General features: G+C 61.2%; 16 protein-coding genes. 11 read left to right on the forward strand and 5 right to left on the reverse strand.

The window, feature by feature from the left end:
- Positions 1-36 precede the first annotated feature (36 nt).
- From FIV39_RS30350 to FIV39_RS30370, 5 genes are all read left to right on the forward strand, one after another.
- Entirely contained in the window at positions 37-918 is an 882-nt protein-coding gene (locus FIV39_RS30350) for an amidohydrolase family protein (RefSeq protein WP_090404930.1), read from the forward strand.
- The gene (gene rhaM, locus FIV39_RS30355) at positions 918-1238 is read left to right on the forward strand and encodes an L-rhamnose mutarotase (protein WP_186731569.1); all 321 of its coding nucleotides are present in this window, start codon (positions 918-920) and stop codon (positions 1236-1238) included. The genes FIV39_RS30350 and rhaM overlap by 1 nt, the downstream gene beginning before the upstream one ends.
- Positions 1239-1278: 40 nt before the next feature.
- Positions 1279-2337 carry an L-rhamnose/proton symporter RhaT gene (gene rhaT, locus FIV39_RS30360; RefSeq protein ID WP_090404933.1) on the forward strand — a complete coding sequence of 353 codons (1059 nt, stop codon included), beginning with the start codon at positions 1279-1281 and terminating at the stop codon, positions 2335-2337.
- Positions 2338-2365: 28 nt separating this feature from the next.
- Positions 2366-3136, forward strand: a complete 771-nt coding sequence (locus tag FIV39_RS30365; RefSeq protein WP_090404936.1) for an SDR family NAD(P)-dependent oxidoreductase — start codon at positions 2366-2368, stop codon at positions 3134-3136.
- A gap of 185 nt (positions 3137-3321) precedes the next feature.
- Entirely contained in the window at positions 3322-4644 is a 1323-nt protein-coding gene (locus FIV39_RS30370; protein ID WP_090404939.1) for a carbohydrate porin, read from the forward strand.
- 12 nt (positions 4645-4656) lie between these two features.
- On the opposite strand, the gene FIV39_RS30375 is transcribed toward FIV39_RS30370, so the two are convergent.
- The 3 genes from FIV39_RS30375 to FIV39_RS30385 all read right to left on the reverse strand — a co-directional run bounded on the left by FIV39_RS30375 (position 4657) and on the right by FIV39_RS30385 (position 7669).
- On the reverse strand, positions 4657-4932 hold the full coding sequence (locus FIV39_RS30375) for an LbetaH domain-containing protein (RefSeq protein WP_390620720.1): 276 nt from the start codon (positions 4930-4932) through the stop codon (positions 4657-4659).
- Between the two features lie 89 nt (positions 4933-5021).
- The gene (locus FIV39_RS30380; RefSeq protein WP_090404942.1) at positions 5022-6467 is read right to left on the reverse strand and encodes a mechanosensitive ion channel family protein; all 1446 of its coding nucleotides are present in this window, start codon (positions 6465-6467) and stop codon (positions 5022-5024) included.
- Positions 6468-6802: 335 nt separating this feature from the next.
- Complete coding sequence (locus FIV39_RS30385; RefSeq protein WP_090404944.1) at positions 6803-7669, reverse strand: pirin family protein; 867 nt, start codon at positions 7667-7669, stop codon at positions 6803-6805.
- Positions 7670-7848: 179 nt separating this feature from the next.
- On the opposite strand from FIV39_RS30385, the gene FIV39_RS30390 reads away from it, so the two are divergent.
- Together FIV39_RS30390 and FIV39_RS30395 are read left to right on the forward strand one after the other, a co-directional pair.
- The gene (locus FIV39_RS30390) at positions 7849-8592 is read left to right on the forward strand and encodes a response regulator transcription factor (protein ID WP_146371678.1); all 744 of its coding nucleotides are present in this window, start codon (positions 7849-7851) and stop codon (positions 8590-8592) included.
- Between the two features lie 20 nt (positions 8593-8612).
- Positions 8613-9971 carry an ATP-binding protein gene (locus FIV39_RS30395; RefSeq protein WP_167361151.1) on the forward strand — a complete coding sequence of 453 codons (1359 nt, stop codon included), beginning with the start codon at positions 8613-8615 and terminating at the stop codon, positions 9969-9971.
- On the opposite strand, the gene FIV39_RS30400 is transcribed toward FIV39_RS30395, so the two are convergent.
- Positions 9929-11869, reverse strand: a complete 1941-nt coding sequence (locus FIV39_RS30400) for a TonB-dependent receptor domain-containing protein (protein WP_090404954.1) — start codon at positions 11867-11869, stop codon at positions 9929-9931. The genes FIV39_RS30395 and FIV39_RS30400 overlap by 43 nt on opposite strands.
- A 78-nt stretch (positions 11870-11947) precedes the next feature.
- Positions 11948-13153, reverse strand: coding sequence for a multidrug effflux MFS transporter (locus FIV39_RS30405; protein ID WP_090404958.1), 1206 nt, complete (start codon positions 13151-13153; stop codon positions 11948-11950).
- A gap of 100 nt (positions 13154-13253) precedes the next feature.
- Here FIV39_RS30405 and FIV39_RS30410 point away from each other — a divergent pair, with 100 nt between their 5' ends.
- The 4 genes from FIV39_RS30410 to FIV39_RS30425 all read left to right on the forward strand — a co-directional run bounded on the left by FIV39_RS30410 (position 13254) and on the right by FIV39_RS30425 (position 22691).
- Positions 13254-14360, forward strand: coding sequence for an efflux RND transporter periplasmic adaptor subunit (locus FIV39_RS30410; RefSeq protein ID WP_090404962.1), 1107 nt, complete (start codon positions 13254-13256; stop codon positions 14358-14360).
- A 2-nt stretch (positions 14361-14362) separates the two neighbouring features.
- Complete coding sequence (locus FIV39_RS30415) at positions 14363-17446, forward strand: efflux RND transporter permease subunit (protein WP_146371680.1); 3084 nt, start codon at positions 14363-14365, stop codon at positions 17444-17446.
- Between the two features lie 110 nt (positions 17447-17556).
- Positions 17557-22281: an RHS repeat-associated core domain-containing protein gene (locus FIV39_RS30420; protein ID WP_090404968.1), complete on the forward strand. Its 4725-nt coding sequence runs from the start codon at positions 17557-17559 to the stop codon at positions 22279-22281.
- 2 nt (positions 22282-22283) lie between these two features.
- A complete protein-coding gene (locus FIV39_RS30425) occupies positions 22284-22691 on the forward strand; it encodes an Imm50 family immunity protein (RefSeq protein ID WP_090404971.1) in 408 nt (135 codons plus the stop codon).
- Positions 22692-23037: the final 346 nt, after the last annotated feature.

Raw genomic sequence — 23037 nt, forward strand, 5'->3', positions numbered from 1 at the left:
GGGCCCTTCCTGACAAAATCCCACAAGGATTGCGCGATGCCCCTGACGCCTTATAGCGGCCCCATCATCGACAGCCACTTGCACCTGTTCGACCCACGTCGCCCCCAAGGCATCCCGTGGCCCGAGCCAGGCAATCGGCTGTACGCCGCCCATTTACCCGCCGACTACTGGGCCCTGGCCGGCCCACACAATGTGATCGGCGCAATTGCCGTGGAAGCCAGCCCGTGGCGCGACGACAACCGCTGGCTGCTGCACACCCTGCGCAGCGATCCGCGCATGCTCGGTTTTGTCGGCAACCTGGACCCGCTGCACGCCGACTTCGCCGCCGACCTCGAGGTCCTGGCGGATGAGCCGCGGTTCCTCGGCCTGCGCTACGGCAACCTGTGGGACCGCGACCTGCTGCACGACCAGGCCCGCCCGGGGTTTATCGACGGCCTGCGCCAACTCGCCGCCACCGGCCGCAGCCTGGACAGCGCCAACCCGAACCCGCGCCTGCTCAAGGGCCTGCTGCACCTGAGCGATGCCTTGCCGCAGCTGCGCATCATCGTCGACCACCTGCCCAATGCCCAGGTACCGGCGGGTGAAGAGGCCGCGTACCACGCTGACCTGCTGCGCCTGGCCGAACGCCCGAATGTGTTCGCCAAGCTGGCGGAAATCCCCCAGCTCGGGCCTCACGGTTTGCTCACTGATACAGCGTTCTACCACGACCGCCTGGCTGTGCTGTGGGAGGCCTTTGGCGAAGAGCGCTGCTTCTTCGGCAGCGACTGGCCCAACAGCGATCACCTGGCGGATTTCGCCACCACCCTGGGGCTCGTCAAACGCTGCATGGCCGACAAACCCGAAACCGTGCAGGCCAAGTTTTTCCTGCATAACGCCGTGCGTATCTACTCGCCCACGCCACCCCATGGAGCGCTGTGATGCAGACCCGCGCTTTTCGCATGCACCTCAATCCGGGCCAGGCCGATGAATATCGTCGGCGTCACGACGAGATCTGGCCGGAACTGGCCCAGGCCCTGCTCGACGCGGGCGTGGTGGATTACCGGATTTTCCTCGATGAGTCGACCAATGCGCTGTTCGCCGTACTCACCCACGAAGACGCGCACCGCTTGGATGAACTGCCCGGTACCGCACTGATGCAACGCTGGTGGCGCCACATGCAGGACATCATGCCCAGCCACGCGGACGGCGCGCCGGTCAGTGTCGACCTGCTGCCGATGTTCCACCTGAACCACCCCTGAATTAACCGACGCACAACAACAATAAAAAGGATTCAACGACGTGGAAATCATTCTCCTTGGTGTGATTCTGCACTTTATCGGCGGCTTCGCTTCCGGCAGTTTCTACATCCCCTACAAGAAGGTGCGCGGCTGGGCCTGGGAAAGCTATTGGATCACCGGCGGCCTGGTGTCCTGGCTGATCGTGCCGCTGATTGCCGCCCAACTGACGGTGCCAGGCTGGGTGGAAATCCTGCGCAATGCCGACACCGGCACCCTGCTCTGGACCTACCTGTTCGGCGTGTTGTGGGGCATTGGTGGGCTGACCTTCGGCCTGACCATGCGCTACCTGGGCCTGTCCTTGGGCATGTCGCTGATCATGGGCCTCACCTCGGCGCTCGGCGCCTTGATGCCGGCGCTGTACCGCGACCTGTTCACCCAGGACACCGAAGGCACCCTGACCTCGATGCTGGCCTCGCAAGGCGGGCATTGGGTGCTGTGGGGCGTGGCGGTGTCGCTGATCGGTATCGCGGTGTGCGGCAAGGCCGGGCTGATCAAGGAACGGGAAGTGTCCGCAGCGGTGAAGTTCGCCAGCGTCAGCGAATTCGCCCTGGGCAAGGGCATGCTGGTGGCGGTGATTTCCGGCGTGCTGAGTGCCTGTTTCAGCTATGGCATTTCCGCCGGTCGCCCACTGGCGGCGGCAGCGGTGGAACATGGCGCCAACAGCCTGTTCCAGAACAACGTGACCTTCATGGTGATCATGTGGGGCGGCCTGACCACCAACGGCATCTGGTGCCTGTGGCTGAACTGGCGCAACCGCACTTTCCATAACTACACCGACCGCAGCACCCCGCTGCTGGGCAACTACTTGCTGGTGGCCATTGCCGGCACGCTGTGGTTCCTGCAGTTCTTTTTCTACGGCATGGGCGAAAGCCGCCTGCAGAACGACGCCAGTTCCTGGGTGCTGCACATGTCATTCATCATCATCGTGTCCAACTGCTGGGGCCTGTATTTCCGCGAATGGCACGGCACCAGCGCGGCCAACAAGGGCGTGCTGGTGGCGGGCATCGCGGTGATCCTCGGCGCTATCGCCATGGTCGGCTACGGCAATTACCTCGGCTGAAGCCGCTTGATTCTTTAGGAGTGTTTTTATGTTGCTTGCAGACAAAACCGTGATCATCACCGGCGCCTCCCGTGGCATCGGCCGCGCCGCCGCCCGTGAATGTGCGCGCCAGGGTGCCCGCGTGGTGATCGGCCACAGCGGCAGCGGCCAAGGCACCGCGGCTGCGCATGCGTTGATCGAAGAGATCAAGGCCTTCGGCGGCCAGGCCATCGAAGTGGGCGGCGATGCGGCCGACCCGGACACCGGCGACACGCTGGTGGCCGGCGCAGTCAAGGCCTTCGGCAGTGTCGACGTGTTCGTCAACAATGCCGGCATCTGCCCGTTCCACTCGTTCCTCGACATGCCCCGCGAGGTCTATCTGAAAACCGTCAACACCAACCTCAACGGCGCCTACTTCGCCGTGCAGGCGGCGGCCAACCAGATGAAAAACCAGGGCCGTGGCGGCGCAATCATTGCCGTCAGTTCCATCAGTGCACTGGTGGGCGGCGGTATGCAAACCCACTACACGCCGACCAAGGCCGGCCTGCATTCGTTGATGCAATCCTGCGCGATCGCCTTGGGCCCGTATGGGATCCGCTGCAACTCGGTGCTGCCGGGCACCATCGCCACCGACATCAACAAGGAAGACCTGGCCGACGAAGAAAAACTCGCCTACATGACCTCGCGCACGCCCCTGGGCCGCCTGGGCGAGCCGGACGATGTGGCCGGGCCGATCGTGTTCCTCGCCTCGGACATGGCGCGCTATGTGACCGGCGCGTCGTTGCTCGTCGATGGCGGCCTCTACGTAAACCTGCAGTAACCCCCGCTCGCCCTCAATCACCACCGTTCCAATGTGGGAGGGGCTTGCCCCCGATAGCAGAGTGTCAGTCGGTACATTCGTGGCTGATACACCGCCATCGGGGGCAAGCCCCCTCCCACAAGGGATCTCTGTGTGCCTGAAATTTGTGTTGTACCTGATAAAAACAACAATCCAAGGAGCATCCCATGCGTACCACCCTCCCCCTGGCCCTGTTTTGCAGCGCCATGTCCACCTGCGCCTTCAGCGCCGGCCTGCTCGACTCCAACTCCACGGCCATGCTCGGCGATTGGAACGGCCTGCGCCCGCAGTTGGCTGAACAAGGCTACGACTTCACCCTCAAGTACGTCGGCGAAGTCGGCTCCAACCTCGGCGGCGGCTACAACTCGCACACCACCGCGCGCTGGAGCGACCAGTTGATCCTGGGCGTGAACATGGACCTGCAAAAACTCCTCGGCTGGCAGGATGCGAGCTTTCGCATCGGCATCGGCGAGCGCCATGGCAAGGACATCACCAACGACCGCGTGCACCAGCCCAATGCCACCGGCCTGACCTCCACCATGGAAGTCTTCGGCGGCGGCAATGCCTGGCGACTCTCGCAGTTCTGGTACGAGCAAAAGTTCTTCGAGCGTAAGTTCGCCCTGAAACTGGGGCGCTTTGGCCATGGAGAGGACTTCGACCAGTTCCCCTGCGAGTTCCAGAACGTCACCCTGTGCGGTTCCCAGGAAGGCAACTGGAACGGCGTATGGAACAGCTTCCCGATCAGCCAGTGGGCGGTGCGGGCCAAGTACCAGTTCACCGATGAGTTCGCCGTGCAGGTCGGTGCCTACGACAAGAACCCCGGCAACGCCGAAGCCAGCAACGGTTTCAAACCCTTTATCAGCGGCTCCCAGGGCACCAGCTTTCCCATCGAAGCAATCTGGAAAGGCCAGCTCGCCGGGCTGAATTCGGAGTACCACGCCGGTTACTACTACGCCAACGCCGATACCAAGGACAGGCTCAAGGACGCCGACGGCAACTACGCCGCCAGCTCGCAAAAGCCTTATCGGATGTACTCCAGCAACGACGGCTGGTGGCTGTCGGGCCAGCAGCAATTGACCACGGTGGACGGCAATAGCAAGCGCGGGCTCAATGTGTTTGCCAACCTGACCATGAATGACCCGGACAAAAGCGTGATCAAAAACCTGATCCAGGTCGGCCTGATCTACCGTGGCCCCTTCGACTCACGCCCCGACGACACCTTCGGCCTCGGCGCGTCGAAATTGCAGGTCAGCGACCGCTATACGCGCAACACGCAGATGCTCAACGCGGCCAATGGCGTGACCAACATCGATGACCCGCTGTACGTGCCCGAGCAGCGCCGCGAGTACAGCTACGAGATCAACTATGGCGTGCAGGCGACGAAATGGCTGATGGTGCGGCCCAACCTGCAATACGTGAAATACCCCGGCGGGCTGACGCAAACCACGGGGGCAGTGGTTGGCGGGGTGCAATTTATCGCCGATTTCTAGTCGTTCTCTGCATCAAACACCTGTCCGCGTGCCACGACGCTGGCAGGTACCAGGACCGTCCCCGGCGCCAATGATCAGCGGCGGCTTGAGCAAGGCACCGGGTTCGACGGTAGCGGTGCGGTGGATGGCGACTTCGTCCTTCACGCTGTACTCGTCGGCCGGCAGTCCGGCGAGCATCTGGCGAACAACGGCCGGCGCCTGGGCGACCAGGGCCCAAGGCGCCAAACCGGCCCAAGGAGCCAGGGGGGACTGAGCAATGTTGGCGATGTAGTCGGTGAGTCGAATCAAGGTCGAGCCCTCACGTGGTCAGAGACGTTCAAGAAAACCAGCATTGCGATCATTCGACATCGAGTACAGCACTTTCAGACCCTCGCCCCTCACAAACCGCGCTTGCGCAACCACTGCAAAAAGCCCTTCTTGACCGGCACCACCGGCGCCTCCTGGGTCAGGACCTGGGCGGCGTGCAGGCGGAAATCCAACAGCGCCTTCATTGCCTCGCCGATGTCGTGACGTGCGTCCAGGCAGGGTTTCAGGTATTCATTCTCGATGCGATACAGCGTGCAAAACGTCTTGGCGGAAAAGTCCGCGAGCGCCGCCTGATCGGACAAGATCCCGGCCTCGCCAATCACTTCTCCCGGCCCCATGCGCCCTGCTTCGAATACATGGCCGCCCTTGGTCAACATCACCGAGACCACACCCGACTCGACGATAAACAAATGATCGCTGACCTCCCCCGCCGGTAGGATCATCGCGCCGGCGCGGTAGGTGTGCAGGGTCATGTTCTGGCTGAAGGTGTCTTTCTCTTCCTGGCGCAAGGTGGAGAAAATCGACGAACGCTCCAGCAACGCCCGCGCGGCGGACATGGCCGGTGGCGCGCTGCTTTCGGTCGCGGACAGCACGCCCACGCCCGCCGCTTGCAGGTGCCGGAACGCCAGGTCATAGAGCTGGTTGCGCACCTCGCGTTTGAGGGCCATGGCCGGCACGAACCCGCTGATTTCATACTCCACGCCGCCACTGGCGGAGGTCTTGAATGCCACGCTTGGCGCAGGTTTGGCCAATAACGGCCGGCAACCCTGCATCGCGCGCTCCAACGCTTCGATCACGGTTTGCGGGCGTGCATGGGGGCTGACCTGCAGGCTGACCGCCAGGCCGAACATATCCGCCGGGCGCGAGAAGTTGATGATCTTGGCCTTGGCCGCCAGGGAGTTGGGGATCACCGCCAGGCTGCCCTGGGAGGTTTGCAGGCGCGTGGCGCGCCAGTCGATGTCGGTGACCCGCCCTTCGGTGCCATCGATGGAGATCCAGTCATCGATCTGATAAGGCTTGGTGGTGTTGAGGACGATCCCGGAAAACACATCGCTCAGGGTACTTTGCAACGCCAGGCCGACGATGATCGCCACTGCGCCGGAGGTGGCCAGCACGCCCTTGACCGGCAGGTCGAGCACGTAGGCCATGGCGGCGATGATCGCGATCAGGAAAATCACCGCGCCCATCAAGTCCTGCAACAACCGCCCGGTGTGGCCAACCCGCTGCATCATCACCGCACCCAGCAACACCGTCAGCGTGCGCGCGGCAAACAACCACCAGCCGATCTGCAAGGCCGTGGCGGCCAGGTGCAACGCGGTGTTGTCAGTGTAAGGCGCGAGTTGCATGGGGTTCATGCCGTCGTTGAACAGCACGGCACTGAACACCGCGAAGATCGCCAACCGCGCGGCCAGCTTCCAATTGGCCAGGTTGGCAGAGATCAGGCGCCACACGGCGATGTCGATAAAAATCAGCGCCACGGCGCACAGCATCGGGTGATCAGCGATAAATGAGGGCATCCAGGCGACTCCAGGGCGAATGACGGGAAGATCGCATGAAATAGAGATTGCGCAAACAAAATGTCGTGCTGCGCAATGGTAGTGAACAGGCTTGTTGTGGTGAACGGGCTTGTTGTGGCGAGCGGGCTTGCCCCGCGTTGGGGCGCGAAGCGGCCCTGAAACCATCCGCTTCGGAATGTCTGGAAAACCGCGTCGAGCTTATTGGGGCTGCTGCGCAGCCCAACGCGGGGCAAGCCCGCTCGCCACAGCAAGCCCGCTCGTCACAAAAAGTCGGCTGCCATAACAACTCAGCTCATCACATAAAACCTGCCCCCACAGGTTTTTAGGGTGAACCGTCAAGCGTCCATCCGCCCAAACTTACCCGATTGGAAATCCGCAAACGCCTGGTGAATCTCCTGCTCGGTATTCATCACAAACGGTCCATGCCCAACGATAGGTTCGTCAATCGGTTCGCCACTGAGCAGCAGCACCTTGGCGTCGTCGTTGGACTCCAGGGTGAGTTGGCGGCCATCGCGTTCGAACAACGCCAGTTGGCCTTGGCGTGCGACTTCTTCGCCGTTGACCAGCACCGTGCCGCGCAGGATCACCAGGGCGGTGTTGCGTCCGGCGTGCAGGTCCAGGGTGACGGGCTTGCCGGCGTTGAGGCGCAGGTCCCACACGTCAATCGGGGTGAACGTACGGGCCGGGCCCTGGGTGCCGGCGAATTCACCGGCGATCAGGCGCAGGTGGCCGGCGTCGTTGGCCAAGGGCAACACGGGAATATCGCCGTCGACGATGGTCTGGTAACCCGCGTCGGCCATTTTGTCCTTGGCGGGCAGGTTAACCCACAGTTGCACCATCTCCATCACGCCGCCGCTGCGGGCGAAGGCTTCGGAGTGGAATTCCTCGTGGAGGATGCCCTTGGCGGCGGTCATCCATTGCACGTCACCCGGGCCGATGGTACCGCCGGCGCCGGTGGAGTCGCGGTGTTCGACTTCGCCGTCGTAGACGATGGTCACGGTTTCAAAACCGCGATGGGGGTGCTGGCCAACACCGCGACGTTGGTCTGTCGGGGTAAAATCGGCCGGGCCGGCGTGGTCCAGGAGCAGGAATGGGCTGATGTGCTTGCCCATCGAGTCGTAGGAAAACAGCGTACGCACGGGGAAGCCGTCGCCGACCCAATGGGCGCGAGGGCTGGTGTAGATGCCGATGAGTTTTTTCATGGTAGTCCTCCAAAGTGCATACACCTTAAAACTCGCAGCAATTTGGCGCTAGACGGTAAAAACAACCTGGATCGTCCTACTGACAGGACGGTATACCGCCGCATCCGCACAAAAACAGCGTTAATGATAATGACTCGTAGTAATATCCGCCCTCTCCCGCTCAACCCTCGAGGGCTGCAATGCCGTTTGCCCCTGCGCCTGTCGCACCGCGCGTACTGGTGGTGGATGACCACCGCAAGATTCGCGAACCCTTGGCCACGTACCTGCGGCGCCACACCTTTGAGGTGCGCACCGCTGAAGACGCGGCCGGCATGTGGCAATTGCTCAAGACCCAGGCGTTCGATGTGGTGGTGCTCGACGTGCTGTTGCCGGATGGCGATGGCTTTGAGTTATGCAACCAGTTGCATCGGCGCAGCAACACCCCGGTGATCCTGCTGACCGCCCGCGACACCGCCGCCGACCGCGTGCGCGGCCTGGACCTGGGTGCCGACGATTACGTCACCAAGCCGTTCGAACCCCGGGAGCTGGTGGCGCGTATCAACAGCGTGCTGCGCCGTCAGGGCCGCGCGACCGGCCCCACCGCGCCTAGCACTGGCGCACGGGCCTATCAGTTTGCCGGCTGGCACTTCAGCGTGACCAGCGCCACCTTGCGCCGCGAGGGCAGCCCGGCCATCCAGCTCAGCACTGCCGAAAGCCGGCTGTTGCAGGTGTTCCTCGTCCACCCCAACACCCTACTGCCTCGCGAACGCCTGATCGACCTCACCGCCGCCACCGACAGCGATGTCAGCGACCGCGCCATCGACCGGCAAGTCAGCCGCCTGCGCCGCAAGCTGGCCCAGGGCGATGCCTCCCCGGAACTGTTGCGCACCATCTGGGGCGGCGGCTATCTATTGGCGGCCGAGGTCAGCGAATGCACCCCTTGAGCCGGCTGTGGCCGCGCACCTTGGCACGGCAGTTGAGCCTGTTGTTGCTGCTGGCCTTGCTGGCGTCGAACGCGATTGCGATGTTGTTTTTGCAACGCACCGGCAGCCTGATCCACCCGCTGTCGCGCAGTTTCAGCCTGGAACGCCTGGGGATTGCGCATCACACGGCAATCGACCTGACCCCGAGTGAAACCGCGCACCTGCTGGCCGGCATGAGCACCGAAGACACGCGCTTCTGGATCGGCCCCACGCCGGAGGTGGCGCCGTTTGCACAGCGCCCGGAAGAACAGCGCCTGACCAACGAGCTGCGCGACCAATTACAGCTGGATAACACTGCCGCCATTGGCATGCAGTTGGAACGCATCAGCGGCGCCGACGCCCGCACCCATGTGTTCAGCCCCGCCGGCTGGGCGCCGTTGCGCCTGCGCAGCAGCGTGCCGCTGCCCAACGGTAGCTACCTGAATGCCGTGCAATACCCCGCCGGCGCCTATGAATGGGGCCGCGTCCTGGCCTACAGCCTGCCTGTAACCACCCTGCCGGTGCTGCTGATCGTGATGTTTTTCATTGCCCGCGTGGTGCGCCCGATCAAGACCCTGGCCCAGGCCACCGAGCGCGTCAGCCGGGGTGAATGGATCGCGCCGCTGCCGGAAACCGGCCCACAGGAAGCCCGCGACCTCACTGCCGCCTTCAACACCATGCAGGCCAATCTTGCCCGGCATGTCGAAGGCCGCACGCGGATGCTCGCAGCGGTCAGTCATGACTTGAACACGCCGATCACCGAACTGCGCCTGCAGGTGGAATTGCTGGAGTCCGGCGCAGCCCGCGATGACATGCTCGAAAGCCTCGCCGAACTGAGCGCGATGGTGCGTGAAACCCTGAATTTCGTGCGCGACGACGCGGTGCAGGAAGCGACTGCCACGCTGTCGTTGAGCGATCTGCTGGATGACCTGGCCAAGCGTTACCAACGCCTGCGACAGCCCGTCACCTGGGCCGGCGCACCACCGTTGCTGCTGACCTGCCGCCCGCTGGCGCTCAAGCGTGCACTGACCAACCTGATCGACAACGCCCTGCGCCACGCCGGTGATGCCGACCTGCGCCTGGTCCGCGAGGACAACGGCTGGCTGCGCATCGAGATTCTCGACCACGGCCAGGGCTTGCCCGAAGCGTGGTTGAGCAAAGTCTTCGAGCCCTTCGTGCAACGGGGTGTCAGTGACGGCGGCGTGGGGTTGGGCCTGGCGATCGCACGGTCGTGCATCCAGGCCCATGGCGGTGAGCTGGTGCTGGAAAATCGCCCACCGGCCGGCTTGTGCGCGGTGGTGCGATTGCCCGCAGCGCTTCAGAAGTTGAGCGTGGCGCCCATCCACAGGGTGCGGCCGTAGTTCACCGTGCCGTAGGTTTCATCGTCCAGGCGCTTGTCGGTGAGGTTGTTGAGGGAGGCGTTGAGGGTCAACGAATCGTTCACGTCGTAGGAGCCGCCCAGGTCGGCGGTGGTGTAGCCCGGCGCCGGTTCGTCGGTGGTAAGGGTGTTGCCGGTTTCCTCGCCGTAGTAGCTCAGCGAGGCCCAGGCCTGGGTGCGATCGTTGAGGGTCCATTCGGTGCGCAGATTGGCTTTTTGCTCAGGGGTGAGGGCCAGGGGCGCGCCTTTGTTGGCGCCGCTTTTCTGTTCGGAGTCGGTGTAGGTGTAGTTGGCCTTGAGCAGCACGCTGGGGTTGATGTCCCACTGGCCGTTGAGCTCAACGCCCTGGATGATCGCCTTGTCGACGTTGACCCGCTCCATGACGGTGTAGCCGTTCCAGCGCCGGTCGGTGGTGACGGTAGAGAGCTTGTCCTGGAAGTCGTTGTAGAACAGCGTCACGCCGCCGGACAGGTTGTCGCGGTTGCTCCACAGCGCCGAGACTTCATAGTTGGTGCTGGTCTCGGGCTTGAGGTCCGGGTTACCGAACATCACGAAGCGGTTGCGGCGCAGGTAGGCATAATCCTCAACCACCGCACGCAACTCAGGGGCCTTAAAGCCACGTGCAACACCACCCTTGAACGTCCACTGCTCAGTGGCGCGCCACACGCCGTAGACCCGCGGGCTGACGTGGGCGCCGTACTCTTCGTGTTCATCCAGGCGCAGGCCGGTGGTCAGCGCGAAGCTGTCGGTCATCGACCATTCGTTTTCCGCGAACAGGGCTTTTTGCACGACCGAGAATTTATAGTCGACGCGGTCACCGAGGCCCTGGTTCCAGTCGGTCAGCTCGCTTTTATTCCATTGCACGCCCACGGTGCTGACGTTGCGGGTGGTGGGCACCACCAGCTTGGCGTCGAACACGGTGTTCTTGATCTCGGGTTTGCGCCCGTAGATGTCGGTTTGCGCCGGCGTCGCCTTGCCTTCGCGGGTAGAGGTTTCCTGGGACAGGGCGATGTCCGAGGTGGCCCAGCCCCAGCGGCCCTGATACGACAGCGACCAGTGATCGCGGTTGTTTTCCTGCTCGCGGCTGGCCCAGTTGGCGCTCATGCCGTCGCCATTTTTCAAGCGCGTGGCGCCGGCTTCCAACAGGATGTCGTGGTCGAGGGTCGGGGTGAAGGCGAGGCGCGCGGTGAGGTCGCGGTGGTCGGCCTTGCTGAAGCCATTGGTCTGCTCGATGTCGTCATCGGCTTGGCGGTCCAGGTAGCGGCCCCACACCTGCAAACCGAGGAAATCTTCCTTGAGCGGGCCGCTGAGGTAGAACTGGGTCTGGCGTGCATTGCCCTGGTCGCTGTGCTGACGCGCCGAGTAGTCATACCCGATGGAGCCGCCCCAAGTCGGTGAGACCTTGCGTGTGATCACGTTGATCACCCCGCCGATAGCATCCGAGCCGTACAGCGACGACATCGGCCCGCGCACCACTTCGATACGCTCGATGGCCGCGGCGGGTGGCACAAAGCTCTGTTCGTAGCCACTGTTGCCGTTGACCCGCGATTCCCGCGCGCTCTGGCGTTTTCCGTCGACCATGATCAGGGTGTAGTCGGCCGGCATGCCACGGATGGAGATGTCGGTTTCATTCGCGCCGCCGTTGACCGTCACGCCTTCCACGTCTTTAACCGCGTCACCGAGGTCACGGTAGGACTTGCGGCGCAATTGCTCGCCATCGATCACGGTGACCGAGGCCGGCGCGTCTTCCACGCTTTGTGCAAAACCGGATGCGGTCACCACTACATCATTGAGTTCCAGTGCAACAGGCTCATCCGCGTGGGCATGAAGACTGGCGGCAACCAGCAGGGCCAGGGGCGAGAAACGAAAAGCAGGCAGCATGGGCGAAGACCTTCGGATTAGACTCAAAAGAGAATCGTAATCATCCAGCCCCGAATAACTTGGACAAAGTGTGACAACTCAAGCCGCCGCGACCTCGGCAGTACGGCGCTCACGCAGCAGATGGAAGGCCACGAAGGCCGTCACGGCAAAACACGCCTGGATGATGATCATCGGCGTGGCACTGCCGTCGCGCAGATGGCTCAGCAACAGGCCACTGCAAGTCGCGCCGAACATCTGCGCAAAGCCCATCAAGCCCGCCGCCAAACCGGCGCGGTGAGCGTTGGGCATTACCCCGCCGGTCACAGACCCGGGCAATACCAGGCCACCGCCGAGGGTCGCCAGCGCAATCGGAATATCCAGGCCCAGTACCGACAGGCCAAACAGCGCATAAATCACCAGCGCGGCAATCCCGCCAATGGCCACCAGCGTCACGCCCATCGCCACAATCCGTTGCGGCCCCAGGCGCAGGATGTTGCGCCGGGCGTAGGTGGAACCAATGATCAGCATTGACACGATCACGCCAAAATTGATGCCGTACTCCAGGCTGCTCAGGCCCAACAGGTGGATGAACACCGCCGAGGAACCGGCGATCACCGCGAACATGGCGCCATAGGTGCACGCCAGCGCCACGGCGAACGCGCGGTACTGGCGGCCCTTGAGCAAATCCAGGTATTGCCCGCCGAGGGTGCGCCAGTGGCCCGCCTTGGGGTCGAGGGCGTGGTTGCTCTCGCGAAAGAACAGCAGCGCCAGCAGCAACACCACACTGCCAATCACCAGTGCCAGCAGGATCGGCGCCTGCCAGCCCAGCAGCTTGATCAGCAGGCCGCCGACCATCGGGGCAACGACGATGGCATAGAGCATGCCGATCATGGTCAGCGCCAGCGCCGGCCCCGCTTCGGCCTTCCACACGTCACGCACCACAGTCCGCGCCAATACCAATGCGGCGCAGGCACCGAGGCCTTGCAGCACGCGGGCGGCGATGAATTGGTGGATGTCGTGGACCAGCAACATCGACAGCGTCGCCAGCACATACAACAGCAACCCGCCGATCAGCACCGGGCGGCGGCCGATACGGTCCGACAGCGGGCCGAACGCCAGTTGCCCCAGGCCAAAGGCGGCGACAAACGCCGACAGTGCCATCAGCGCCGAACCCGGCGGAGCCAGCAATGCATGCTCGATCACACCCAAGCCTGGGATGATCAATTGGGTCGAGACTTCACCCAGTGCCGTCAGAGCCACGAGTAAAAACAATAAGCGTCGCGATGGGGCCGGGGCGTTCGACATGGGGATTTTCCGGGGCTGGATTTATTTATATTTCGACCATAATATGCGTAAAAAATTATGTCCATAATTTTTGGCCCAATGGTTACCCCCGGAGCCCGACATGCACCCTCTCCCCTCGCGTCTTCTCACGCCCCTGGCCCTGTTGATCATCCTCAGTGGCTGCAACAGCCAGGCCGACACCGCCGCCCAAGTGCCCCAACCACGTCCGGTACTCGCGACCAAAGTCGAGGCCGCCGGCACTCAGCAAAGCGCCTACACCGGCGTGGTGGCAGCGCGTACGGAAAGCGACCTGGGCTTCCGGGTCAGCGGCAAGGTCATCGAACGCAAGGTCGACCCCGGCCAGCATGTCTCCCGTGGCGACACCCTGTTGGTGCTGGATATAGGCGACTTCGAGCTGGCCCTGCGCTCGGCGAAAAACCGCGTCAACGCCGCCCAGGCACAACTGCGCCAACGCCGCGACGATGAAAACCGCTACCAGCGCCTGGCCAATACCGGTGCCGTGTCACGGCAGATTTTCGATCAGTCGGCGACCAACTTGCGCGTGGCCGAGGCCGAGCTGGCCGCGGCGCAATCCGACGCCAGCCAGATCGAGAACCGCCGCACCTACTCCGTGCTCAAGGCCGACGGCGACGGCATCGTCACCGACGTGCGGGTGGATCGCGGCCAAGTGGTCGCCGAAGGGCAAATCGTCGCCCGCCTGGCCCATGACGGCGCCCGCGAAGCCATCGTCAACCTGCCGGAAAACCAGCGCGACCAGGCCGCACAAAAAGCCCTGGCCTTCTCCTTCGGCGCCCCCGACCAGGCGGTAACGGCCACCTTGCGCGAACTCTCTGCCAGTGCCGACCCCACCACCCGCACCTACCGCGCCCGGTATGTGCTGCACGGCGGTGTCGAGCGTTTCGCCCTCGGTTCGACCATCACCGTGCGCCTGCAAGGCAACGGCCAGGCGCAACAAACCCGCGTGCCCATCGGTGCGTTGCACGATGCCGGACAAGGCACCGGCGTGTGGTTGATCGGCGCGGATGACAAGGTCAGCTTCGCCCAGGTGTCAGTTGCCAGCCTCGGCCAGGAGGACGCCCTGCTCGACAGTGGCGTCAATCCCGGCCAGGTCGTCGTGGCCCTCGGCGCGCACCTGTTGCACAGCGGCGATGCGGTGCGCCTGTTGCCCGCCCAGGTACTGGCCCTCAACCGCAAACAGGACCAATGAGCATGCGCGGCATCAACCTCTCGGAACTGGCGGTCAAGCACCGCGCAGTCACGCTTTTTTTGATCATTGCGATCCTAGCCGCCGGGATCTTCTCGTTCGGCAAGCTGGGGCGCGCCGAAGACCCGTCGTTTACCGTCAAGGTCATGACCATTACCGCCGCCTGGCCCGGCGCTACCGCCCAGGAAATGCAGGAGCAAGTGGCCGACCGCCTGGAGAAGCGCTTGCAGGAACTGGACTACTACGACCGCGTCGAGACCATCGCCCAGCCGGGCTTTGTGTCGATGCGCATGACCTACAAGGAGTCCACTCGCCCCAGTGAAATCCAGGACCTGTTCTACCAGACGCGCAAAAAACTCAGCGATGAAGCGGCGAAACTGCCCAAGGGTGTGATCGGGCCGTTGTTCAACGATGAATATTCCGATGTGTACTTCGCCCTGTACGCCCTGGAAGCCGAGCACTTGCCCCATCGGCAACAGGTGCAGATGGCCGAGGAGTTGCGCCAGGGCCTGCTCAACCTACCGGGGGTGAAGAAGGTCAATATCCTCGGCGAGCAGGCACAGCGGATTTTTGTCGAATTCTCCTATGAGCGCCTGGCGACCCTGGGAATCAAGCCGGACCAGATCTTCGCCGCCCTCGCCGCACAGAACGCCGTGGCCCCGTCAGGTTTTGTCGAAACCGCAGGGGCTCGCGCTTATATCCGTGTGGACGGTGCCTTCGACAGCCTCGCGCTGATCGAAAACGTGCCGCTGGAAGTCAACGGTCGCGTGCTGCGCATTGCCGATGTGGCCAGCGTCAGCCGCGGTTATGAAGACCCGCCGAGCTACCGTATCCGCCACCAGGGCGACCCGGCGCTGATGCTCGGCGTGATCATGGAAAAGCACTGGAACGGTCTGGAACTGGACAAAAGCCTCAAGGCCCAGGAAGCCCGGATCCAGGCGGACCTGCCCTTGGGCGTGAACTTCGCCAAAGTCTCCGACCAGGCGAAAAACATCAGCCTGGCGGTGAATGAATTCATGCTGAAATTCTTCGTCGCCCTGGCGGTGGTCATGCTCATCAGCCTGTTGGCATTGGGCTTTCGCGTCGGCCTGGTGGTGGCGGCTGCGGTGCCGCTGACCTTGTCGGTGGTGTTTGTGATCATGCTGCTCACCGGGCGTGAGTTCGACCGCATCACCCTGGGTGCACTGATCATTTCCCTGGGCCTGCTGGTGGATGACGCAATCATCGCGATTGAAATGATGGTGGTGAAACTGGAGGAAGGGTTCGACCGGATTCATGCCGCCACCTTCGCCTGGAGCTCCACGGCGGCGCCGATGCTCACCGGTACGCTGGTGACGATCATCGGCTTTCTGCCGGTGGGATTTGCGCGGTCCGGTGCAGGGGAATACGCCGGCAATATCTTCTGGATCGTCGGCTTTGCACTGATCTCGTCCTGGCTGGTGGCGGTGGTGTTCACGCCGTACCTGGGTGTGAAGTTGCTGCCGCAGATCAAACCGGTGCCCGGCGGTCACGACGCGATTTATGCCGGGCGCTATTACCAGAAGCTGCGCAGCCTGGTTGAAGCCTGCGTGCGCAGGCGTTGGCTGGTGACCGGATTGGTTATCGCGGCCTTTGTACTGTGCGTATTGGGCATGGCCGTGGTGAAGAAACAGTTCTTCCCCAACTCCGACCGCTCCGAGCTGATTCTTGAGGTGTATATGCCTCCCGGCAGTGCCTTCAAGAGCACCGAGGCGGTAGCAGCGCAGTTGGAAAAGGCGCTGCTGCAAGAACCACAGACGAGCATGGTCGACACCTATGTGGGCGGCGGCGCGCCTCGGTTTTTCCTGTCGCTGAACCCCGAAATGCCGGACCCGGCGTTTGCCAAGCTGATCGTCCAAACCCCGGACTCCCATGCGCGCGATGCGTTGAAGCTGCGCATGCGTGAACGAATTGCGGCCGGTGAGTTTCCAGCGGCGCGGGTACGGGTGACACAACTGCTGTTCGGCCCGCCTGTGCCCTTCCCCGTGGTGTTCCGCGTATCCGGCCCGAATGTGGAGGTGTTGCGCGGTGTCTCCGAGGACGTGCGTAAGGTCGTCGCCGCCAACACGCTGACCAAGGACGCCTTTCTCGATTGGGGCGAGCGCACCAGCGGTTATCGCCTGGTGCTGGATCAAGACCGCCTGCGCCTGCTGGGTTTTACCCCCAACGAGGTCAAATCCCAGCTCAACGCCTTGCTCAGCGGCAACCCGATCACCGAAGTGCGTGAGGGCAACCGCACCGTGTCCGTGGTTGCCCGCTCCCAGGGCAGCCAGCGCGAGAACCTCGGTAATCTCAACAATATGACCCTGACCAACAGCGCCGGCACGTCGGTGCCGCTGGCCCAGGTCGGGCAGTTCCAGGCGGTGATGGAAGAACCGATCCTCAAGCGCCGCAACCGCGCAAGCACCGTGGAAGTGCGCGCCGACATCATCGACGGCGTGCAACCGCCCGACGTGGAAATGGCCGTGTACAAAGACCTGCAACCGCTGATCGCCAAGCTACCGGCCGGTTACCGGATAGAGATCGGCGGCCCGGTGGAAGAAAGCGCCAAGGCCAACGTGGCGCTGGCGGCGCTGTTCCCGATCATGATCCTGCTGACCCTCACGGTGATCATGTTCCAGGTGCGCTCCTTCGGCGTGATGTTCATGGTCTTCGCCACCGCGCCGCTGGGCTTGATTGGCGCGGTGCCGACCTTGCTGCTGTTCAACCAGCCGTTCGGGCTCAACGCGATCCTGGGCCTGATCGGGATCGGCGGGATCCTGATGCGCAACACGCTGATCTTTACCGACCAGATCCGCCAGAACCAGGAGCATGGCATGGCGATCCACGCGGCGATCGTCGAAGCCACGGTGCGGCGCGCGCGGCCGGTGATATTGACCGCACTGGCGGCGGCGCTGGCGTTTATTCCGCTGACGTTGTCGGTGTTCTGGTCGTCCCTGGCGTTTGTGCTGATTGGCGGCGTGCTGGTGGGCACGGTGTTGACGCTGTTGTTCTTGCCCGCGCTGTGCAGCCTTGTGTTGGGCCGGGAGAAGACAAAGGCTGTCGAAACATCCCACGTAACGGCCGGATAAGCGCTACTCCCCTGTCCTGAAAACCTCTGCAAAGTCCCTCGCCTGAATACACAGTGCGAGGGATTGCAGATGGTTGTTTTCGTTAAAGCCCCGGCTGAAGGGGCGGTTTTATGATCGAGGTGAGCAGCCAGGCCATTGGCTACCTGGTGCTGGCCGCCATGGATTCAAAGACGCGAGACGTCGAATCCGTCCTCAGCGACTTCAAGCGCTGCCTCAATACCTACGACGCCTGGGCGGAGAGCTTTTTCAGCTTCTCGGCGCTGGATATCGAACAGGTCTTCAAAGTCGGGGATGAAGTGGCGCTTGTCGCGCCGATCAACCGCTCCCTCATTCCCAGCAGCACGACCGCAACGTGCCAGGCAAACGGCACGTTGACCCTGGTGCACATGTTCCAGAGCGCGCGGTTCGTGCCCATTGGCAATACGCCCGTGATGGTGCAACGCATCGATTCAAACGGCGGTCCCCTGGGCGAGCCCCTCCATAAAACCATCGGACCCAGCGGCATTCTTGAAATCAAGGAATGTGATCGCAACCAGCAGTACCGAGTCAGCTTCTACCCCAACGTCTCCAAAGACCATTTCAAAGCGCTGTACGCCTCTTATCAGTCGGTTATTGCCCCGCTGGACGGTTGGTTGCGCAGTGAATGGGAGACCACCTTCGAACCGTTATGGAAGGGTTACTCCGAAGCCCGCTTCCCCAAGCGCTACCTCTCCCTGCATCAAGCCTACGCGCGCGGCTTCGGCGAAGCGCTTTACTCGCTCTGGGACAACATCAAGCAGCTGTTTCAGTGGCTTGGCGACCCGTTGGCTTATGCCGAACAACTGCTGCATTACCTGTCTCGGGACGAACTTGAAAAGCTGCTGAGCCTCGGCGCCGACACCCTCGCCAAGGGCTTGTTGGTGCTCAGCGACGAGCCGCTGCTGTTCATCTATCTGTCGGCAATGGTCAGCTGGATGCGCCTGTTGCCATCGCCGTATATGAACGAATTGCTCGGGGAAATCAGCGCCGAAGTATTGATCAATTTGTTGCTGTGTCTTGCCACTGCCGGGATGGGCATAGCGGTGCGAATGAGTACGAAAGTGCTGGGCAGCATCAAGTCTCAACGTGCGCGCCGATGGTTGGAGCACATGGCTGGACAGTTCGGAAAATCTCGCCTGGATGAGCATGCCGAGCTTGCCAAACCGGTTCTGCTAGGTAGCCCGGCGACGTCGATCAAGACCATCCCGGATGTGCCGTTGAAGGCTGGTGAGCATGTGGTTTCGAACCCGGTGCCGGCGGTTCGCAGGAAGACCCAGCAGACGGTGTTGGTCAGGCAGGAGCTTGTCGATGATGTTCCGGTTTCGGGCAGGAACCCGAATGGGGATGCGGCGGCTTCTTCGGATAAGACCGTCACCAACGGCTGCCCGGTGTCGATGGTTACTGGGGAGGAATTGCTGACCCTGACCGATGGCACGTTGGATGGGATCTTGCCGTTCGAGTGGACGCGGTTATATCGCACCAGTGCGGTGGAAGTGGATGGCGGGTTGGGGTTTGGTTGGAGTCATTCGCTGGCGCATCGGCTTACGGTGTCGGGCGATTCGGTGGTGTGGACGGACCATGAGAATCGCATGACTTCGTTCCCGATGCCGACTGTTGCTCGACCTGCAATCACCAATAGTTTGGCCGAAGCGGCGATCTATTTGGGTTCTTTGCCGGACGAGTTGGTGCTGGCCCAGGCGTCGCGGTTTTATCACTTTCGCGACGGTGTGCTGGTCTCGATCAGTGATGCGTACGACAACCGGCTGCGAATTTCTCGGGATTTTCTGGGGCGCATTGAGCGGCTGGATAACGGGGCGGGTTGTGCGCTGTTCCTGCGCTATGCGTCGGCCCGCATCGTGGCGGTGGACTACCAGGTTCAGCGGGCTAAGGGACGTGAACCCTACGTTTGGGTCACTGAGCAGAACGTCGTTTCCTACGCCTACGACGACGCTGGCCGGCTGGTCTCGGCGACCAATGTGATAGGCGAAAGCGAGGTTTATCGCTACGACGATCAGCACGTGATTCTTGAGCGTGGGCTGGCCGGTGGGGCGAGTTTCTTTTGGGCGTGGGAACGGTCCGGCAAAGCGGCGCGATGTGTCCGGCATTGGGCCAGTTTTTCCCAGATGGATACGCGGTATGCCTGGGGGGACGACGGCCGTGTCACGGTGCACAACGCCGATGGCAGCCAGGAAGTGTATGTCCATGACGACCGGGCGCGGCTGGTGCAGCGGATTGATCCGGACGGTGCTTCGCATTTCAAATCCTATGACGACAAGGGGCGGCTGACGGTCGAGCAGGATCCGCTGGGGGCGGTGACGGCGTATCAGTACGACGACGCCGGACGCTTGGTGACGTTGTTTCCCGGGGATGATGAGCCAACAACCTACGAGCATGACAATGGCTTCGTACGGGTTGTAAGGCGGGGCCTGGCGGTCTGGAAATATGAGCGCAATGACCAGGGCGATGTCATCCGCAAGACCGATCCCGATGGTCATGTCACCGACTACAGCTACGACAAATACGGGCAACTGGTTGGGGTTTGGTACCCCGATCACAGTTGTCAGCGGCTGGTGTGGAATGATCGTGGGCAGCTCATAGAGGAACAACTACCCAATGGCGGGATCAAGCGTTACCGCTATGACGATCTTGGCCGGCAGATTGCCCGTGAGGATGAACATGGGGCGCTGACCCAGTATCAGTGGGACAGCGTGGGTCGGTTGGTTCGCGTGGTGCTGCCCGGTGGGGCGTGTCGGGAATACAGCTACAACCCCTACGGAAAAATCACCGCCGAACGCGACGAACTGGGGCATGTCACCCGTTACGAATATGCCGACGGTTTGCACCTGATCAGCCGGCGCATTAATGCAGATGGCACTCAGGTCAACTACCGCTACGACAACGTTCGGTTATTGCTGACCGAGATCGAAAACGAGGTCGGCGAGTCCTACCGACTTGATTACCACACCAACGGCCTGATACAGCAGGAGGTTGGGTTTGACGGGCAGCGTACGGCTTATGCCTACGACCTCAACGGCAATCTGCTGGAAAAGACCGAATACGGCGACGATGGCAGTCAGCTCGTTACTCGTTATGAGCGAGACCACGCCGGCCGCCTCGTACGAAAAACGCTGCCCGACGCCAGCGTTGTTGAATATGCCTACGACCGTCAGGGCAACCTCCTCAGCGTCGACAACGGCCACTGGGCGCTGGCCTACGAATACGACCCACAAAACCGCCTCACCGCCGAGCACCAGGGCTGGGGCAGCTTGCGCTACGGCTACGACGCCTGCGGCCAGCTTCAAACCCTGCGCCTACCCGACAACAACCGCGTCATCTTCAACCACGCCAAAGGCGGCCACCTCGCCAGCGTCGAGTTAAACGGCGCACCACTGACCTCCCATCTGTTCAAAGCCGGTCAAGAACACCAACGCCAACAAGGCCACCTCCTCAGCCACTACCATTACGACGACCAGCACCGCCTGCACGCCCACGCGATCACCCAGCAACAAGACCATCTCTACCAACGTCAATACAACTACGACAAAACCGGCAACCTCACCCGCCTGCTCGACACCCGCAAAGGCGAACACCACTACCACTACGACCCACTAGGCCGCCTCACCCGCGTCGACCACTCCCAAGACCTGCAGGAACACTTCGGCCACACCCCCGCCGGCAACCTGCTCATGCACGACCGCCCCGGCCCCGACATCGTCGCCGGCAACCGCCTGATGATCCAGGGCGACCGTCACTACGACTATGACGCCTTCGGCAACCTGATCCGCGAACGACGGGGCAAACGCCATCAACTCATTACCGAATACCGCTACGACTGCCAACACCGTCTGATCGGCATTACGCAGCCCAATGGCCAAACCGCCAGCTATCGCTACGACCCGTTTGGGCGGCGCATCAGCAAAACCGTGGACGGCATAACGACGGAGTTTTTCTGGCAAGGCGACAAGCTGATTGCAGAGCACCATGCGGATAGCCATCGCAGCTATCTCTACGAACCGGATAGCTTTCGCCCGCTGGTTCTGTTGGAAGGCTTTGGGCCACAAGACACCAAAGCTTTCCACTACCAACTCGACCACCTCGGCACACCGCAGGAACTGACCGACCCCGAGGGCGAAATCGTCTGGTCCGCTCACTACCGCGCCTACGGCCAGATCAGCCGACTCGACAAAGGCAAAATCGACAACCCGCTACGGTTTCAGGGTCAGTACTTCGATCAGGAAAGCGGGCTGCACTACAACCGCCATCGCTACTACAATCCGGATATTGGTCGCTACCTGACGCCGGACCCGGTGAAGTTGGCGGGTGGGATCAATGCGTACCAGTACGTGCCCAATCCTACGGGGTGGATAGATCCTCTAGGATTGAACGCCAACTGTCCGCCAAAAGGAAGAAAACAGCTCGCTTGTAAAATACCGTATGAACCGGACGCCCCTGATATTTCTCGCAAAGGTGCGTTCAGAGAGGCCAAAAGAGATGCCAATATACCCATGGTACAGAGCCCTGATATCGTCGTAGATCCAGAAACTGGAAAGGCTAAACAATACACGACTGAAAAAATGACGGACAGAAACGAGAGAACAGTTTTAGATGACACCGGCAGAGCGATTAATACAAGAGTTTATCAATTTACACGATCAGACGGTTCAAAAATTCTTATCCAAGATCACTCGGCCGGCCACAAATTCGGCAGTATAGATGGCGTCGGAGACCATTCATCACACTTCAACTTGCGCCCCATCGAGAAGCCTCGAAAAGGGTATCTTCCAGAGACAAAGAAACACTACCCATTTAGGAAATAAAAATGAAAAACTGGAACGAATTAGAGGGAAGCATATTTTTTAGTAAGATTTTTAGTGTTCCTGTAAAAATTGGTAAAATTGCTCTTTTTTCTGTAAGGATAGAAAATGACCAGCCCTGTATTGGGTTGGGATTCGACATACCCGAATTTCCAGATAATCTTCCTGAAAAATGGAAAAACAAAGGCTACAACACCTGCAGAATAGGTATAACCTGTAATGAAATCGAAGATCTAAAAATACAAAATATCCCTATTCGTGAAGAATTTTTTGTAACAATAGAAAAACAAAATAACCATTTAAAATTCAAAGCAACCAGCGACAGTGCATCGATAGAATTCAGAGCTAAATTCATTTCACTTAGCACCCCTAACGTTTACATAAACGGGCCAGACGATTATTATTTCAAATAAATAGTACAACTTTCGCCAATCAACTCAGGCACTTCAAACCCACGAGACATTAGCCATGAAAGCACATAAATTGTAGGGCTACACAGATAAACCCCATTGAGGATCAAATAGACGAAGCTTTCAAAGCGCTGCCGCCCGGCGGGTACATCCTCTGGGCCGGAGTTCTAAAAAGACAAACCGCCCTGAAGGACCGTATAGTTTACTCAATTCAAAAACCATGTTCGTTTTCAGCTTGAAAAAATCGCACTATTAAAATCCATGAGCATTTACTAGGACATACAGAAGGCAATCATGGCCCACATTTCAATACCAAAAATACCGCGTATGACATCAAACTCCCTTTCGA

Source organism: Pseudomonas grimontii (assembly GCF_007858185.1).
Lineage (GTDB): Bacteria > Pseudomonadota > Gammaproteobacteria > Pseudomonadales > Pseudomonadaceae > Aquipseudomonas > Aquipseudomonas grimontii.

Excerpts from the sequence above, each read along its gene's own strand:
- FIV39_RS30425 (WP_090404971.1), top strand. The coding sequence starts at position 22,284 with ATGAAAAACTGGAACGAATTAGAGGGAAGCATATTTTTTAGTAAGATT.
- FIV39_RS30390 (WP_146371678.1), top strand. The coding sequence starts at position 7,849 with ATGCCGTTTGCCCCTGCGCCTGTCGCACCGCGCGTACTGGTGGTGGAT.
- FIV39_RS30380 (WP_090404942.1), bottom strand. The coding sequence starts at position 6,467 with ATGCCCTCATTTATCGCTGATCACCCGATGCTGTGCGCCGTGGCGCTG.
- FIV39_RS30365 (WP_090404936.1), top strand. The coding sequence starts at position 2,366 with ATGTTGCTTGCAGACAAAACCGTGATCATCACCGGCGCCTCCCGTGGC.
- FIV39_RS30405 (WP_090404958.1), bottom strand. The coding sequence starts at position 13,153 with ATGTCGAACGCCCCGGCCCCATCGCGACGCTTATTGTTTTTACTCGTG.
- FIV39_RS30420 (WP_090404968.1), top strand. The coding sequence starts at position 17,557 with ATGATCGAGGTGAGCAGCCAGGCCATTGGCTACCTGGTGCTGGCCGCC.
- FIV39_RS30370 (WP_090404939.1), top strand. The coding sequence starts at position 3,322 with ATGCGTACCACCCTCCCCCTGGCCCTGTTTTGCAGCGCCATGTCCACC.
- FIV39_RS30400 (WP_090404954.1), bottom strand. The coding sequence starts at position 11,869 with ATGCTGCCTGCTTTTCGTTTCTCGCCCCTGGCCCTGCTGGTTGCCGCC.
- FIV39_RS30350 (WP_090404930.1), top strand. The coding sequence starts at position 37 with ATGCCCCTGACGCCTTATAGCGGCCCCATCATCGACAGCCACTTGCAC.
- FIV39_RS30415 (WP_146371680.1), top strand. The coding sequence starts at position 14,363 with ATGCGCGGCATCAACCTCTCGGAACTGGCGGTCAAGCACCGCGCAGTC.
- FIV39_RS30410 (WP_090404962.1), top strand. The coding sequence starts at position 13,254 with ATGCACCCTCTCCCCTCGCGTCTTCTCACGCCCCTGGCCCTGTTGATC.
- FIV39_RS30385 (WP_090404944.1), bottom strand. The coding sequence starts at position 7,669 with ATGAAAAAACTCATCGGCATCTACACCAGCCCTCGCGCCCATTGGGTC.
- rhaM (WP_186731569.1), top strand. The coding sequence starts at position 918 with ATGCAGACCCGCGCTTTTCGCATGCACCTCAATCCGGGCCAGGCCGAT.